At 70.7% G+C, this 14,452-nt stretch carries 17 protein-coding genes; 8 read left to right on the top strand and 9 right to left on the bottom strand.

Annotated elements, in window-relative coordinates:
* Positions 1–133 precede the first annotated feature (133 nt).
* A complete protein-coding gene (locus tag AQJ30_RS34605; RefSeq protein ID WP_067241751.1) occupies positions 134–694 on the top strand; it encodes a GlcG/HbpS family heme-binding protein in 561 nt (186 codons plus the stop codon).
* A gap of 36 nt (positions 695–730) precedes the next feature.
* Here AQJ30_RS34605 and AQJ30_RS39690 read toward each other — a convergent pair whose 3' ends face one another.
* Positions 731–1,138 (bottom strand): NAD(P)-dependent oxidoreductase, encoded by a 408-nt coding sequence (locus AQJ30_RS39690; RefSeq protein ID WP_067241749.1) that lies wholly within the window; start codon positions 1,136–1,138, stop codon positions 731–733.
* Between AQJ30_RS39690 and AQJ30_RS39685 the strand changes: the two genes are divergently transcribed.
* The 3 genes from AQJ30_RS39685 to AQJ30_RS34590 are packed head-to-tail and all read left to right on the top strand — an operon-like array spanning position 1,137 to position 2,795.
* On the top strand, positions 1,137–1,598 hold the full coding sequence (locus AQJ30_RS39685) for an alpha/beta fold hydrolase (RefSeq protein WP_245727276.1): 462 nt from the start codon (positions 1,137–1,139) through the stop codon (positions 1,596–1,598). The genes AQJ30_RS39690 and AQJ30_RS39685 overlap by 2 nt on opposite strands.
* Entirely contained in the window at positions 1,595–2,146 is a 552-nt protein-coding gene (locus AQJ30_RS40170; RefSeq protein WP_245727279.1) for a helix-turn-helix domain-containing protein, read from the top strand. The genes AQJ30_RS39685 and AQJ30_RS40170 overlap by 4 nt, the downstream gene beginning before the upstream one ends.
* Positions 2,028–2,795, top strand: a complete 768-nt coding sequence (locus AQJ30_RS34590) for an alpha/beta fold hydrolase (RefSeq protein WP_281200989.1) — start codon at positions 2,028–2,030, stop codon at positions 2,793–2,795. Before AQJ30_RS40170 ends, AQJ30_RS34590 begins: the two co-directional genes overlap by 119 nt.
* 108 nt (positions 2,796–2,903) lie before the next feature.
* Here AQJ30_RS34590 and AQJ30_RS39900 read toward each other — a convergent pair whose 3' ends face one another.
* Positions 2,904–3,032 (bottom strand): hypothetical protein, encoded by a 129-nt coding sequence (locus AQJ30_RS39900; protein ID WP_281200987.1) that lies wholly within the window; start codon positions 3,030–3,032, stop codon positions 2,904–2,906.
* A gap of 200 nt (positions 3,033–3,232) precedes the next feature.
* Between AQJ30_RS39900 and AQJ30_RS34585 the strand changes: the two genes are divergently transcribed.
* Positions 3,233–3,907 (top strand): lytic polysaccharide monooxygenase auxiliary activity family 9 protein, encoded by a 675-nt coding sequence (locus tag AQJ30_RS34585; protein WP_483855237.1) that lies wholly within the window; start codon positions 3,233–3,235, stop codon positions 3,905–3,907.
* Between the two features lie 98 nt (positions 3,908–4,005).
* Here the strand turns inward: AQJ30_RS34585 and AQJ30_RS34580 are convergent, their stop codons facing one another.
* Positions 4,006–5,094 (bottom strand): helix-turn-helix transcriptional regulator, encoded by a 1,089-nt coding sequence (locus AQJ30_RS34580; protein ID WP_107119775.1) that lies wholly within the window; start codon positions 5,092–5,094, stop codon positions 4,006–4,008.
* 231 nt (positions 5,095–5,325) lie between these two features.
* Positions 5,326–5,742: a hypothetical protein gene (locus AQJ30_RS34575; protein WP_067241741.1), complete on the bottom strand. Its 417-nt coding sequence runs from the start codon at positions 5,740–5,742 to the stop codon at positions 5,326–5,328.
* Positions 5,743–6,141: 399 nt separating this feature from the next.
* On the opposite strand from AQJ30_RS34575, the gene AQJ30_RS34570 reads away from it, so the two are divergent.
* Positions 6,142–6,390 (top strand): DUF7660 family protein, encoded by a 249-nt coding sequence (locus AQJ30_RS34570; RefSeq protein WP_067241739.1) that lies wholly within the window; start codon positions 6,142–6,144, stop codon positions 6,388–6,390.
* Between the two features lie 352 nt (positions 6,391–6,742).
* Here AQJ30_RS34570 and AQJ30_RS34565 read toward each other — a convergent pair whose 3' ends face one another.
* From AQJ30_RS34565 to AQJ30_RS34555, 3 genes are all read right to left on the bottom strand, one after another.
* Positions 6,743–7,942, bottom strand: a complete 1,200-nt coding sequence (locus AQJ30_RS34565; RefSeq protein ID WP_067241737.1) for a hypothetical protein — start codon at positions 7,940–7,942, stop codon at positions 6,743–6,745.
* A gap of 332 nt (positions 7,943–8,274) precedes the next feature.
* A complete protein-coding gene (locus AQJ30_RS34560) occupies positions 8,275–8,721 on the bottom strand; it encodes an STAS domain-containing protein (RefSeq protein ID WP_245727274.1) in 447 nt (148 codons plus the stop codon).
* 5 nt (positions 8,722–8,726) lie between these two features.
* Positions 8,727–10,214: a PP2C family protein-serine/threonine phosphatase gene (locus AQJ30_RS34555; protein ID WP_079084495.1), complete on the bottom strand. Its 1,488-nt coding sequence runs from the start codon at positions 10,212–10,214 to the stop codon at positions 8,727–8,729.
* A gap of 238 nt (positions 10,215–10,452) precedes the next feature.
* On the opposite strand from AQJ30_RS34555, the gene AQJ30_RS34550 reads away from it, so the two are divergent.
* Entirely contained in the window at positions 10,453–10,926 is a 474-nt protein-coding gene (locus AQJ30_RS34550) for an ATP-binding protein (protein ID WP_067241735.1), read from the top strand.
* A gap of 350 nt (positions 10,927–11,276) precedes the next feature.
* Here the strand turns inward: AQJ30_RS34550 and AQJ30_RS34545 are convergent, their stop codons facing one another.
* On the bottom strand, positions 11,277–11,672 hold the full coding sequence (locus AQJ30_RS34545; protein WP_067241734.1) for an STAS domain-containing protein: 396 nt from the start codon (positions 11,670–11,672) through the stop codon (positions 11,277–11,279).
* Positions 11,673–12,089: 417 nt separating this feature from the next.
* Here AQJ30_RS34545 and AQJ30_RS34540 point away from each other — a divergent pair, with 417 nt between their 5' ends.
* Positions 12,090–12,536, top strand: coding sequence for an HXXEE domain-containing protein (locus tag AQJ30_RS34540; RefSeq protein ID WP_425424178.1), 447 nt, complete (start codon positions 12,090–12,092; stop codon positions 12,534–12,536).
* Between the two features lie 831 nt (positions 12,537–13,367).
* Here AQJ30_RS34540 and AQJ30_RS34535 read toward each other — a convergent pair.
* Positions 13,368–14,405: a winged helix DNA-binding domain-containing protein gene (locus tag AQJ30_RS34535; RefSeq protein WP_245727272.1), complete on the bottom strand. Its 1,038-nt coding sequence runs from the start codon at positions 14,403–14,405 to the stop codon at positions 13,368–13,370.
* Positions 14,406–14,452: the final 47 nt, after the last annotated feature.

Genomic DNA, 14,452 nt, shown 5'->3' with positions numbered 1-14,452 from the left:
GGCCGTCGTCCGTTCCGTGCGCCGGGAGCAGCCGGAACACCGACACGGCGAGGCGGGCGAGGGGGTGAGGGTGGAAGCACGACGGGCGGCCCGGACCACGGCGGGCGCCCACCCACCCCGAGGAGCAGACCAGATGAAGAACCTCTCCCGGCGCGCCCGCGTCGCCACCGGTGCCGCCGCCGTCGCCGTCGCCGGCGCCGCGGCGTTCGGCACGGCGTCGGCGAGCGCCTCCGCACCGGCGGCCTCCGCGTCGGCCGCCTCCCCGGCGGTCTCCGTCGCGCCGGGCGCCACGACCGCCTCGACGCATCTGACGGTGGACGCCGCGATCCGGGCCGCGCAGGCCGCGCTCGACGCCGCCGAGGCGGAGAACCAGCGGGTCACGGTCGCCGTCGTCGACCGCAACGGCAACACCGTCGTCACGCTCCGCGGCGACGGCGCGGGCCCGCAGTCGTACGAGTCGGCGGAGCGCAAGGCGTTCACCGCGGTGTCCTGGAACGCGCCCACCTCCGAGCTGGCCGGACGCCTGGCGCAGACGCCGAACCTCAAGGACATCCCCGGCACCCTCTTCCTCGCCGGCGGTGTCCCGGTCACGGCCCGCAACGCGCCGATCGCCGGCATCGGCGTGGCCGGCGCCCCGTCCGGCGCGTCGGACGAGACGTACGCGCGGGCGGGCGCGGCGGCCCTGGGCCGTTAGGGGCCGCAGAGGAAGCCCGCCCCCGGGGCTCCCCGGTCAGCGCCGGGGGCCTCGGCCGGCGATGCCCACGGTCTGCCCGATCGAGGCGGGCTCGTCGAGGACGCGCAGCATGTGGTGGGCGACGTCGGCGCGCGCGACCTTGCTACCGCCGCGGATGTTGCGCCCGTACGCCGTGCGGTAGTGGCCGGTGAGGGGTTCGTCGGTCAGCTGGGGCGGACGGGAGATGGTCCAGTCGAGGCCGCTGGCGCGGACGATGTCCTCGGTGAGGGCGAGGTCGGCGTAGTGCGCGGCGAACAGGGTGCGTGCGAGGCGGCTGCCCAGGTGGCGCATGAAGAACCCGTCACCCGGGTCGTGCCGGGGCGGGTGGGGCCGTCCCGGCGAGGGGACGGTGGCGACGGGTGGGGCGCTGACGACGACGAGGCGCCGTACTCCGGTGGCCTGCATGGCGGCGACGACGGCTGCCGTGCCCCGCCGGCTGCCGGTCGCGTTCGGCCGGCTGACCAAGCGCGGGGACGCCGCGACCGCCCGGTGGACGGCACCGGCCAGGCGGTGTCCCGCCGTGCGCCGCGACACCGTACGGATGCTGCGGGTGGCGGCGGCCGACCCCCGCGTCCTGCTGTCGGCGGCCGACCGCCTGCCGGGCTTCCGCGAGCCCGCACTCGTGATCTGGGCGGACGAGGACCGGGTGATGCCGCCCGAGCACGGCCGGCGCCTCGTGGACCTCCTCCCCAACGCGCGGCTGGTCGAGGTGGCGGACAGCTACACCCTCGTCCCGCTGGACCGGCCGGCGGAACTGGCCCGCGTCCTGCGCGAGTTCACCCACACGCCCGCACCTACCACCGCCGGGTCCGTCCGAATCGATACGTCACGGGACCGGCCAGGCTCAAGCTCGCTGCCGAGCTGAAGAAGGCGTACACGGCGGGGGTCTCGCTCCGCACTCTCGCGCACGGCTGCGGGCGCTCGCACGGGTTCGTCCACCGCCTGCTCACCAAGGGCGGCGCATCACCATGCGCACACGCGGTGACCCGACACCCGTTGTCGTCACGCACGCTAAAGGCAGGACGGCCGGTGCCGAGAGCGGAGGCTGGGGCGGGTGCCGTCGTGGTTACTTCTTCAGGTTGCCGTGGACGGCGGGGGAGCCGCAGGCCTTTCCTCGACGGCCTGGCCGGGGACCGGCGGCGCCGTGTCCTCCGCCGAATGCTTATGTTGGTGATGCCGTGTGTGCCCGTCCTCGGGCGCAGGGACTTCGTCCAGGAGGTACAGCAGCGTGCTCGAGGTGGAACGCGACGGCGTCCGAATCACTCTGACCCGGCGGGAGGGCTCGGGCCGACCACTGCTCATCGTGCCGGGAGTCATGGCCGATGCCGCAGTCTGGCAACCGGTCGTGGACGCCTTGGAGGTGGCCGGACCGGTCTACGTGGTGAACCGGCGCGGACGCCGGCCCAGTGGTGAGCTCGGCGCGGACTACTCGGTGCGCACCGAGATCGACGACTTGGACCGGGTCCTCGAGGAGATCATCACCGCCGAGGGCGCGCCGGGCGGGCTGGACCTGTTCGGCTGGAGCTTCGGAGGGCTCGTCGCGCTGGAGGCTGCGGCGCGACGCTCCGCCGCCGTGCACTCGCTGACCCTGTACGAGCCTGTCGTACGGCCCTTCGGCCGTCACGTACTTCCCGCCCTGTGGGAAGCCGACAGGGCCGGTGACCTGGACCGGGCCGTGGAGATCGTGAACCGCGACGTGTCGGGGTTCTCCGAGGAGTACGTGGCGGAACTGCGCCGGAGCGCGGTGTGGGACGTGTTGAGGCGTCTGGCCGTCCCGCTGGCACGGGAGTTGACGGCCCTCGACCAGCACCACGCCGACCTGCGGGAGCTGGGGACGCTCGACGTGCCCGTCACCCTCCTGCTCGGCGGCGAGAACGAGGGCGTCCCGCCGTACGGTGATGCCTTCGCCGCCTTCGCGTCGGCCCTGCCCCGGGCCCGCGTGGTCACGATGCCCGGCCAGGGCCACCTCGCGCACGCCCACGACCCCGAGAGCCTGGCCCGACACATCGAGCAGGCCCTTCCCGTGCGGAGGGACGCCGAGGCCCGCTTGCCGCAGCCGTAGACCTGGCCCGGTGCTGCTTGCCGCTGAGCGCGTGCGGGGTGTGCCGCGGGCCGGAGCCATCGCGGCAGCGTTGGTCGGACCCCGGCCGACGGGCACCCGGGCCGGCGGTCAGTGGATCAGCTGCGGAAGGAGGACGCGCCAGAAGCGGTCCAACGTCCCGGAAACCTCCACGGCGGTGTCCGGCTGGCGCGAGAGGATCTGCACGCCGACGGTAACCGCGAGGACGGCGGTGACCACGTTGGAATTGCGACGTACCTGCGACGGTCCAGTCCGGCTCACCGCCCCTCCGACGGGCCGTGAGCGGGACCCATTCGGGGACGGGCTGGATCTCGCCGAGTACCAGCCCAACTCCGTTCCCAGCATTGACATCTCATCCAGAGTACTTAACGTTGGGAGCGCTCCCATCACAGTCCTGTAACTGGAAGGAGTCCCCCCACATGCTCCAACAGAAGCCGTTGACGCGGCGTTCACGGCCTTCCCTTCGTCGGGCTCTTCAAGCCGTCGTCATGCTGTTCGCCGTAGTCGCCGGCGCACTGACCTGGTCGGCGCCCGCTCAGGCTCACGGCACCATCGTCGACCCCGCCTCCCGCGCGTACCAATGCTGGAAGACGTGGGGCAGCAACCACACGAACCCGGCCATGCAGACCGAAGACCCCATGTGCTGGCAGGCCTTCCAGGCCAACCCCGACACCATGTGGAACTGGATGAGCGCGCTGCGCGACGGCCTCGGCGGCCAGTTCCAGGCGCGGACCCCCGACGGCACGCTCTGCAGCAACAACCTGTCGAGGAACGCCAGCCTGGACAAGCCCGGGCCGTGGAAGGCGACCACCGTCGGCAACAACTTCTCGGTCCACCTGTACGACCAGGCGTCACACGGTGCCGACTACTTCAAGGTCTACGTGAGCAAGCAGGGCTTCGACCCCACCACCCAGACCCTGGGCTGGGGCAATCTCGACTTCATCACGCAGACCGGCCGCTACGCCCCGGCGCAGGACATCACGTTCCCCGTCCGGACCTCTGGCTACACCGGGCGCCACATCCTGTTCGTGATCTGGCAGGCCTCGCACCTCGACCAGGCCTACATGTGGTGCAGCGACGTGAACTTCGGCTGAGGCAGGAAGCACCACTCGGGTTCCAGCGGGGCAGGGTGACCTCCAGGGCACCCTGCCCCGACCCGATGGTCGGCAAGCGCGCTGCTGCGAGCGTGCGTTCACCCGTAATGGCGAGCGAAGATGCCGGCCACCAACTCGCGCCGGCTGCGCAGGCCGGTCTTGTCGAACACCGACTTGAGGTGGTCCTGGACCGTGTGCGGGGACAGCCCGGCGCGGCGTGCGATGTCGGCGGTGGAGTGCCCGCGCAGCACCAGCCCGGTGACGTCCCTCTCGCGTGGCGTCAGCCCGTAAGCAGCGGCGATCAGCCCGAAGTGCTCACCGGAGCCCGCCTTCTCGACGACCACGGCGGTGCGGGCCCCCGTCGGGTCGGAGCGGTCGAGACGCCAGGCGTGCAACCTCACGCAGCCGTGGGCACGGCTGTGCATCCAGGAGGTGTGGGTCCCCGGCGCATCGGGCGTCTGGACCGCGGCCGCCACGGCGTAGACGGCAGGAGGCAACCGGTCATCCGCGGACGGATCCGCGTCGGCCGGTTCGCCGGCCAGGCCCTCGAACCACATGTCCACGGTGGGGGTGCGGTGCACCACCCGGTACTCCTCGTCCAGCAGCACCAGACCCGGTGCCGCCGCCGACGCGCCGGCCTCGGCGAGCCGGGTCAGGTGCAGCCGGCGCAGTACGGAGCCGAGCGGCTGGGCGAGCGAGGCCGCCACGGCGAGATCGGACGGTGCGAAGGCGGGCGCGTCCTGCGCGCGCCCCATGATCAGCGCGCCCCATGCTCCGTGCCGGTCACGCAGCAGCACCCGCAGTTCGTCCCGGAAACCCAGGGGCCGCATGATGTCCCGGTAGCGCGGGCTGCGTTCGAGCCGGCCGCCCGTCTCGCGGCTCAGCAGGCCCACGGGCGTCGACCTGGTTGCCAGCTGGGACAGGTCGTTGGCGTCGCCCTCCCGGTACTCGATGTCGAGCATGCGCGGCATCATGGACGGCGGCAGTGCGTCGCGGTAGTCGCCGCCGGTGTTCATCAGGGTCTGTGGGTCCACGGTCACACCGGCGCAGATGTCGAACCGCAGCGCCGGACGCGTGGCCCGTTTGATCTTCTCGAAGAACTCTTCCACGGTCCGCGCGGAGCGCGCCGCCCGTAACGCCGCGTCCGTGACCCGATCCGCGCGTGCATCTCCCCCGTTGCGCTTCATGCCCCCCAGGCTAGCGCGCGGTGCCGTCGCCGGGCGCTGTTCGCGCAGGTGGGAGCCATGGCTCCGGTTGCGGAGCCCAGAGGAACCGCCGGGCGGGCACAGCGCCCGGCCCGATGATCCCGGGGACCGGGCGCTGTGCGCTCGCGGCGCGGAGCGTTGCCGCCGGCGCGGCTCCCTCTCCATGCCGCGGCGTGGGTGGCGTCGCGTCGGGCCGGTGCCTCGGCCCGACGCTCAGCAGCGGTCCGCGGTGCCGGTGGACCAGAGCGGGTGGTTGATGTCGCGGTAGATGGCGAAGTTGCCGTTGTCGCTGATCCGCGCGAACGTCGCGCCCCTGCCCCAGGTGCCGGAGTCCCAGATCGGGATGTCCGCCTTGGTGTACACGACGAGGTTGCCGTCCTCCTGGAAGACGGCGTAGGCACCGGGGTTGCCGTCGGTCGCGGTGTCCCACAGGTACTTGCCCGCCGGCGTGGTGCAGTAGAGGACCAGGTTGCCGTCCCCCTGCATGATCAGGTAGCCGCGGTCCGACTGGTAGTGGTCGTCGGCGTTGAAGCGGAAGCCGGGCTTGAAGTAGATGTTGGCCGCCTGCGCGGGCGAGGCGCTCGCCAAGGCGATGCCAACCACCGCGAGGCACGCGGTGAGCATGGTCATGAGTTTCCTTCGAAGCGGCATCGGACCTCCTGTGGCGGGGTTTCCGGTCGGTTGCGTCACTGGGGTCGGCTGACGTCGCCGGCCCGTCCCCATACTGGCGAGGGCGCAGCAAGGACCCCATCCCAGCAATCTGGGGGGTGCACACGGGGCGAGGCCGGGCTCACCAGCACGCTGCCGGAGCAAGCGGTGCTCACTAGGGGGTGTCATGTCGATCAGGCCGGGCTCGCGGCGCCTGGCACCGCGCCTCGCCGCGTTGTCGTCGGTTGGCGATGCTCCGAATCGCCGCCCTCCTCCGCTTTGCGATGCACGGCACCAGACGCCGCTCCCTGATCCGGCCTGATCGACAAGACACCCCCTAGGCTCGGTTCCACCGCCGACGTACGAAGTAGGGTGCCGCTCATGACCACTTCTCCTGATCACGTCGACAGCCGAGAAGACCTGGCTGGCTTCGTCCGTGCCCTCTACAGAAGCCACACCTTTGAGGGCCACTCATGGGAGAACGCGGACCTCCAGAGCTTCTTGGAGGCACTGGCGGCATGGATCGACGACGCGGACGGCTGGTACAGGAACGTCGGCCGGAACCTACCGGCCAATGGTGACTGGAGCTTCTTCGCACTCGCTCTGCGAGCTGCGACCACCTACGAGTAGTCCGTCGGTCAAGCGAAACGCACAGACCAGGCTGCACCCGTGTCACCCGCATGCCTGACCGTGCGGGGAACCAAGGGGATTGGCGGAGACTTGGCCGCCGCAAGCTTCCAAAGCGGAGCTGGTCGCACCTGCGCACCCGTTAGGGCTGCTGCGGGTCCACATCGTGCGCCGGGCCGACCGGGATTCTGCCACGCCGACACCGTCCGACCGGCTCCCCCTCGGGGCCGCCCCCGTCTCCGGCATCGAGTGCTCGCCGCCCGGCGCCTGACCTGTAGAGATGGAGCGAGGTACGCCCTTCACTGTGTACGGGTGCTTGTGCCGAACACGTCCCCTCCGCCCCTGCGTGCGGGGGCTAAATGCGGCCGTACACGTAGCCGTAGACGTACTCGCCCATGAGCTTGTGCGGGATGCGGGCTTCGAAGTGGGTCGCCCAGGTCCACACCGGCAGCACGTACACGTCGCCCTCGGTGCGGATCGGGCCGGTGACGTCGACGACGTGGGTGCACGTCGGGCGGGCCCTGCCCCACACGTCGGGGCCGGGTGGGGCGGGGGTGGTGAAGTCGAACGCGGGGTCGGTGGCCGGCTTCTTCCTGCGCGCCGCCCCTGCCGCCTCCATGAAGCGCCGACTGCCGTTGATCATCGCGTAGACGAAGCTTCCGGGACTGGCGCCGAACGCGGTGTTGGCCTCGGTGACCGCCACTGTGCTCTCGCGGATGGAGGAGGAGACCGCCGACGCCCGGATCACCTGCCGCATGAGGAACTCCAGTCCGTCCCGGTCGAGGCCGAGGTCCCCCTCGGCGCGCAGCGGGCCGTCCGTGCGGTAGCGGACGAGCAGTTCCTCGCCGCTGGTGCTGCCGTCGCGAACCACCGTGACGGTGCGGTGCTTGCCGTCCGGCAGCGGGTGGCCGATCCGCCACTCGCCGCCCGCCGTGACGGTGGTGACCTTGCTGGCGGGCAGGTCCAGTTCGAAGCCGCAGGCGACGAGCATGGGCACGCTCTTGAAGGCGAGGTCGCGGCGCAGGGCATCGTCGATCACCCCGGCATCGAGCGTCGCGGTGTGGGTGCCGGGCAGGCGGAACAGGTCGATCCACTCGTCCTTGACGTTGAACATCTTGGTGATGCGCTCGGAGAACGCGCACTGGTTGCGGTAGACGGCCGGGTCGGCGACCTTGATCAGCTTGCCGAGCGCGCGGGACAGGATGAAGTCCAGGTTGTACAGCTCCGTGTACGTCCGCCCGGTCGTCAGGTAGCGCTGTTGCTTGGCGTCGGCCTGGGCGAGCCGGCGGTCCAGCAGCGTGGCAGAGCCGGCACCGAGCCCGCGGAATCCCGGATTGCCGGGATCGAACACCGCGCGGAGCAGCTCCACGAAACGGGCCCGGTCGTGCTGGAGGAGCGTGCGCACGGCGGCCGTCATGGCGCAGACGCCGTAGGCGCCCTGGTTCAGGTTGTCGGGGTTGTCGATGATCGCTTCGGTGCGGGCGAGGTGCGGGGCGAAGGTGGCGCTGGTGCGCGCTAAGCCGCCTGCCGCGTCCTTGGCCTGGGTCTTGTCCATGGGTCCCCCTTGCTTCGGCGCCGCCGCTCCCGGCCCGGGCACACAGCCGTACCCGGCCACCGGTCCCCTTTCCGACGGCGAGTGGAGCGAGTATGCACCGATTAGCGCATGTGTGCCTCACCTTGCGCCGAACTGCCGTCGGGTGACCAGAATTGCTCACCGCGTGGCGATGGGGCATCGGTTCATCGCAGTAATCGCGCGTTTTGTGACCGGGGTTGTCGTTACGCAGCCCGGGCGAATTCCCTTGCCGGCCCGGCCCGGCGCCACGTCGCGCGACCCGCATAATCGCGCCAAAGAGTCGGCTCCCTGGCTTCCCGCTTGCAAGTGCTGGCTCAGACCGGCCGCTGCACTCCGGTCGGTTCACCGGTCCCGTCGGCGGAGGAGACACGGGTGATCGAGCCAGGGTGTCCTGTGCTGGTAGAGGGACTCGCGGCCATGGCGGTGAGTGCTTCGGCGGTGGTGGCGTGGACCGCCAGGATGGTGTCGAGGCCGGTGAGGGTGAGCATCCGCATCAGGCGGTCGGGGACTTCGGCGAGAACGAGTGCACCGCCCTGCGCCTGGGCGGCGTGCCAGAGGCCGATGAGCGCGCTCAGACCGGCGGAGTCGAAGAAGCCGACCTGGGAAAGGTCCAGAACCAGGTGCGGACACCCTCGCTCGATGAGTATCGAGGCGTCGCGGCGCAGGGTGTCCGCGGTGTGCATGTCCACGTCCCCGGTGACCGTGGCGATCGCGAGGCCGGGACGGGGGTGCTGGACGGTCAGCTCCAGCGTGTCGGTCACGTCGCTCACCCCTCCTGGGCGAAGTGTTCTGGCGCGGCGGCGGTGTGTGCGGTGGTAGCGACACTGCCGTCGGGTGTGGTGTGCGGCTGGGGGACGGACAGGGCCAGCAGAGCCACGTCGTCGCGGGCTCCGTCGGGAAGTGAGGCCAGCAGGGTGATGCTGTCCTCCACCAGGGAGGTGGCGGTGACGGGCGCGGTGCGCTGGTGGAGGAAACCGGTCAGGCCGTCTTCACCGAGCAAGGTGCCCTCGAGGGTGCGGGCCTCGGTCAGCCCGTCCGTGTAGAGGAACAGGCATTCCCCGGCTGTCAGGGAGAACGTGGTCCGGGCGAAGGGCGCCTGGGGGAAGGCGCCGACGAGCATGCCGCCCGGGGGCCGTACGGCTCGCACCCAGACGGCGCCGCTGTCGTCGGGTCGCACGTGGTAGGCCGGCGGGTGGCCTCCGGTGGCGAGCGTGACGGTGAAGCCACCGCCATCCCGAGGCTCGAGGAGGCCGAACAGGACGGTGCAGAAGCGGCGGCCGGCGGTGACGTCGGTGAGCAGCATGGTGTTGAGTGCGCTCAGCACGGCAACGGGGTCGGCATCGACATGGGCCGTGGCGCGCAGGGTGTGGCGGGCCAAGGCGGTGACGGTCGCCGCCTCGGGGCCCTTGCCGCACACGTCACCGAGGAAGAACGCCCACCGGTCGCTGTCGAGGGGGAAGACGTCGTAGAAGTCGCCGCCCACGTCGTGGGCGGAGGCGGTGCGGTAGTGGCAGGCCAGCTCCAGGCCCGGCACCACGGGGAGGGCCGGGGGCAGCAGGGTGCGCTGGAGGGTGGAGGCGAACGCGGCGATGGCGGCCTTGTCCTGCTCCGCTTTCTCCCGTGCCGCCCGTTCCGCCTCGGCCCGCGCCCGTTCCGCTTCGGCGTGACGCCTCTCCACTTCCCGGCGGGCCTGCTCGTCACGCAGGGCGCGCAGCGCCGACAGCCGCAGCTCCATCTCGTCCAGCACGATCGCGGCGAGGTCGGTGAGAGTGGCGGTGTCCTCCTCGGTGATCGAGCGTGGCCGGGTGTCGAGGACGTTGACCGTGCCGAGCTTGTGCCCGTCGGGGGTGGTGATCGGTGCGGCGGCGTAGAAACGTACGCCCATTTCTCCGGCGACCAGCGGATTGTCCGCCGCGACGGGGTCCTTGAGGGTGTCCGGGATGACCATCGTGTGATCGCGCAGGATCGCCGAGCCGCACAGCCCCGGATCACGGCCGATCTCCGCGACACCCTCCAGGCCGTGGGCGGCCTTGAACCAGATGCGGTCGGTGTCCACGATCGTGACGGTCGCCACCGGCACGTCGAAGAGCCGGGCGGCCATCGCCGCCACCCGGTCGAACGCTCCGTCGGGCGGCGTGTCGAGGATGTCGTAGCGGCGCACCGCCGCCATCCGGGCCGCCTCCGCATCCGGGTCGGGGACCAGCTCGGGGCGGCGCCCGGGAGCCGGGTCGGTGGCCGATGCCGGCTGCGTCATCGGCTTTCCTCTCCGTCGATCGGTTGCCGCCGTGAACGGCACGAATCGACGCAGCCTAGTTCGCCCCCACGCATCGACGCCAGTGCCACAAGATCATCCGGCGCCCACGGGACTCTGCCGCCCACCAGCGACACCTGCCGAGCTCACGAGCCAAGGTCACTCTGAAATGATCAGCAGGGCGTGTACCGGCGCAGGACGGGTAAACGCAAGAGGTTGACGGGAGAAGGCTGTCGTCGTGATGGAACCACTGCCAGTGAACGAGGACACGCCGGACGAGCAGCCCCTACAGACCACCGTGGACCTGCAAGGTGACGGTACGGGCATCGCCCGGGCACGCCACCTGGCCGGGCAGTTCCTCACCCAGGTCCAGGCCGACCACGGTCTGTCCGTCTCCCAGCGCGCCATCGACGTGACCCAGCTGGTGGTCAGCGAACTCGTCACCAACGTCCGCAAGCACGCGCCCGGCCCGGCGCTGATGCATGTGCGGATCATCGGCGACCTGGTCGAGATCGTCGTGCGGGACTCCGCGCCGGTGCTGCCGGTGGCCCGGGCCGCGGACGCCGGCCGCGTCGGGCAGCACGGGCTGGAGATCGTCATGATGGTCGCTCAGGACTTCGAAGTGCAGATGGAGCCGGCCGGCAAGCACATCACCGTCCGTATCGCCCTGCTCGACGACCCCGGTGGTGCCGTCACAGGACGCCGACCCCAGTAGGTATTCGCCCCGAGGTTCGGTGCGCGAGGACGGACGGCAAGCGTTCACCGCTTCGGGAGGCAGCCGGCTGAGACCGCCCATCGAACCGTTCACGAGAGTCGCGGCACTGCTTGAGGCGCGTTTCAGGCCGACAGCCTGGACTCACTGATCGAGATCGGCGCCGACACCGTGGTCGTCGGGGAGCTTGCTGGACCGCTGTGACGGCCGCGGTGATGTTCGCGCTTACCGTCGGCAAAGGACGCACAGGTACCGCACTGGACAACACACTGCTGAAGACGGAAGGCCGAGTCACCCTGATCGACGGCCTGCTGGCGCCTGCGCGACGTCGGCCCGTAGCTGCCGGAAGCGGGTCAGGCGGTTTCTGCCTCGGTCTGGGAAGTGCGCGGGCGGGGCACGGCGCCGGCGCCGATCGCGCGGGCCCGGGTGAGAGCGTCGTGCAGGGTCGCGGTGACGGTGATGACGCCGTCCAGGCCGAGGATGCCCATGCGCCGGCGCAGGTGTTCATCGGGGATGGCCATGATCAGAGCGCCGTGCTCGTCCTCTAGGCGCTGCCAGAGGGCGAGCAGGGCGGTGATGCCGCTGGAGTCGATGTAGGTGAGGGGGGAGGTGTCCAGGATCAGCAGGCGGCAGCCGTCGTCGAGGAGGCGCTCGCCCGCTGCGCGGACCTCGTCGCTGGTGAAGAGGTCGACCTCCCCTTCGAGGGAAGCGATGACCAGGTCGTCTTGGCGACTGATGAGCTGCAGCACTGTTTCATCTCCTCATGCCCTGCCTTTCGGCGTCCTTGCCGGAGCGGATCAAATGGCACTATGCCGCCTACCCGCTGTAGCCAAGGTGATGGGGGTCGTCGGTCTGACCACCCTGTGGCGTGGGGGGGAAGGGTGAGGTGTTGGCGGGTGCCGCTGAGCGTGAGCAGTCGACTGGGCCCGACTGGTATCTCGCGGTGTAGTCGAACACCGGTGTCGCCGTCGGTGAAGTCTGTCCGGCGCGCATCTCCGACGACCTCACGTCCCGCTTGCAGGATCTGGCCCTGCACGCGCTCAAGGTCCTCGGGTTCGGCAGTAATACGTACTCCCGCATCGACTTCCGCTGTGACGCCAGCGGTGCGCCTGTGTGCCTCGAGGTCAATGCCCTGGGCCGTGCACGACACCGAGGAACTGGTTACCGTGCCCCGATGGGTGCGCACGCGGCTCCCGGACCTACGCGAGAAGATGCCCTGGGTGCCGGAGGCCGTGTGGCGTCAGCTGGGGTCGGTGGACGCCCGCGAGTTCACGACGGCCGTTGCCGCGATGGCTGTCGTGGTCGCGGCAGCTGCAGCGGACGGGCACCGCACCGGCGGCCGCTCCGTCGTCCACCAGACTGTGCTCGACGCCTTCGGCCTGCACGGAGTGGTCCATGTGGCGCAGGCAGCCGTGCTCCGCGCCTACACACCCGGCTCGGTGACCAGCCCGCTCGTGGTCATCCCCTTCACCCTCTGGGCCCGCGCCCGCCTTCGCCGCGCCGGCACACTGCGCCCTACCCGCGCCCGCGACCTGACCCTGGCCCTGACCTTCGCCACAGCCGCGGCGACAGGCACCCACGCCCTGGCCCGCAGCCTCCAGCGAACCCACTGACCCAGTTGGCCGCGCCACCCCGCGCAGGCTTCACCCTCCGCCGCGCTCACCGCTGTCTCGCCCCGGTACCGCCCACGCAGCCCCTGCCGGGCACGCCACTCCCGGCGCCGTGCCCGGGGACACCATGGCGCGCTGCCCGGGAAGGACGTCCTGCCCCGGTTCCCGTCCGCACCGGCTACGCCCGGACCGCGTTCAAGCGATGGGTGGACGCGGACACGGACCGAGCCGAACGCCGCGGCGAGGGCCTTGCCCACCTTCTACTTCTTCTTGCGAGCCTGCACGACTCCGAAGACGATGAAAGCCCCAATGGCGACCCCGAACAGGAGCCAGAGGGGAATACCGTCAAGTCCCTTGTATGCCAGTGGCGTTCCAGCGGAATGCCGCACGAGAACTCCTTCGTGGGATGCGGGTGCCAAGCTGAGCGCGGTTCCAGCCGCTGCTCTTTGTCCCCCCTTGCCGATGAACCGGTAGGTCTGGACGACCGGTTCCGTCGATCGGGTGGACAGGCCGTGGGAGCCATAGGTATAGGCGTCGTCCTTGTTTCAGCCGAGTGCGCCCCCGTGGTCATGGTGTTCCACGTGCCCCCAGCCTCGCGGTTGAAGCTCATGCCCACACCTCGCGCCAGCAACCCCGATGCGGTGACCGAGCGGTGGGGCGGATAGGCATCCGGCTCCACGGTCACGCTGCCGCTACCGCGAGGAGACGACGGCTTCAAGGGGAACGCCCCGCATGGGGCGCTGGCGGCAGAGCCTGGGAAGGCTCCATGACCCCCGGTGAACACTTCGGGGTGTCAGCCGACATCACCGTGCATCCTCGGCGGATGGACATGCGTCACGCGTGCCGCGCGGTCCACGGCTCCTTCCCCTGCGGCGATCCGGTGGTGGTCCGCAGAAAGCTGACGACGGCCTCCTTTTCCCTGTCGATACGTTGTTCGACCTGAGGCGTGACGGGTTCGAACGCATCCACCTGGATGGAGCGCGAGCCGGGGCCACGGGTCCAGGTGGCAATGGCCAGGCCGTCGGCGATGACGGTGGGGCGGATGACGCCGCCTCCTGGCCAGACGCGGGCCTGGTGGAGGGTGGGGACGGAGGCCTCGCGGGTGCGGTAGCCGATCAGGTAGTTGTCGTAGGCGGGCAGCATGCGAACGTCCGGGGTGTCAGACGAGCGTGGGAGTTCCACCCGCCCGGTGAGCATGGTCAATGCGCCGTGTTCGGTGATCACGCCGGATTCCGCCAGCATCTTCCAGGACTTGCGGGCCCAGGTGACCGGCAGTCCGGACCACGCAGCGAAGTCCTCCAAGGTGGCGGGGGCGCACGCGGCCAGGTACCGGCGGGCCAGTTCGGCCAGAGCGGCGTCGCCCTCCCACCGGATGCGCCCCGTGGAGGGCAGCCAGTCGTCGAGCAGCACGTACGTGGCCTCACCGGTGCGCTGCGGACCATGGCAGAGGATGCCGGTGAGTGCTGCGTGGCGGATCAGGTGGAACGGTGCCTGCCCGTCCCGCGGAACACCGAGGCTGGTGAGCCGCTCGGTCAGCTCGGCCCGGGTGAGCGGGCCGTGCGTGGCGAGAGCACGTCGGATGAGATGGTCGGCGCGCTGGAGCAGATCATCGCCCAGGCCGAGCTGCTGGTAGCGGCGGCTGGTCGCGGCAAGGATCCGCGGGGACAGCAACTGCAACACCCAGCGGGCGTCGTCGCTGGGGATGGTGTGCAGGGTGCCGCGCATGTACCAGTTGCGGACGATACTCCGCTCTTTCTCGTATGCCGTGCGAATGGCCTGGGCGGTGATGTCCCGGCCGCGTACCCGGATGCCCAGGTCGACGGCCGTGGTGTCTTGGGCCTGGATGGCGAAGACCCGTCGGACGACCGCCACGGCAGAGGCCTGGCGTGCTCCGCCTGCCAGGGCCTGCGCATGAGCCC

Origin of the sequence: Streptomyces longwoodensis (assembly GCF_001514125.1) — a bacterium.
Classification (GTDB): Bacteria; Actinomycetota; Actinomycetes; order Streptomycetales; family Streptomycetaceae; genus Streptomyces; species Streptomyces longwoodensis.
This window is presented reverse-complemented; position numbering and strand designations above follow the sequence as displayed.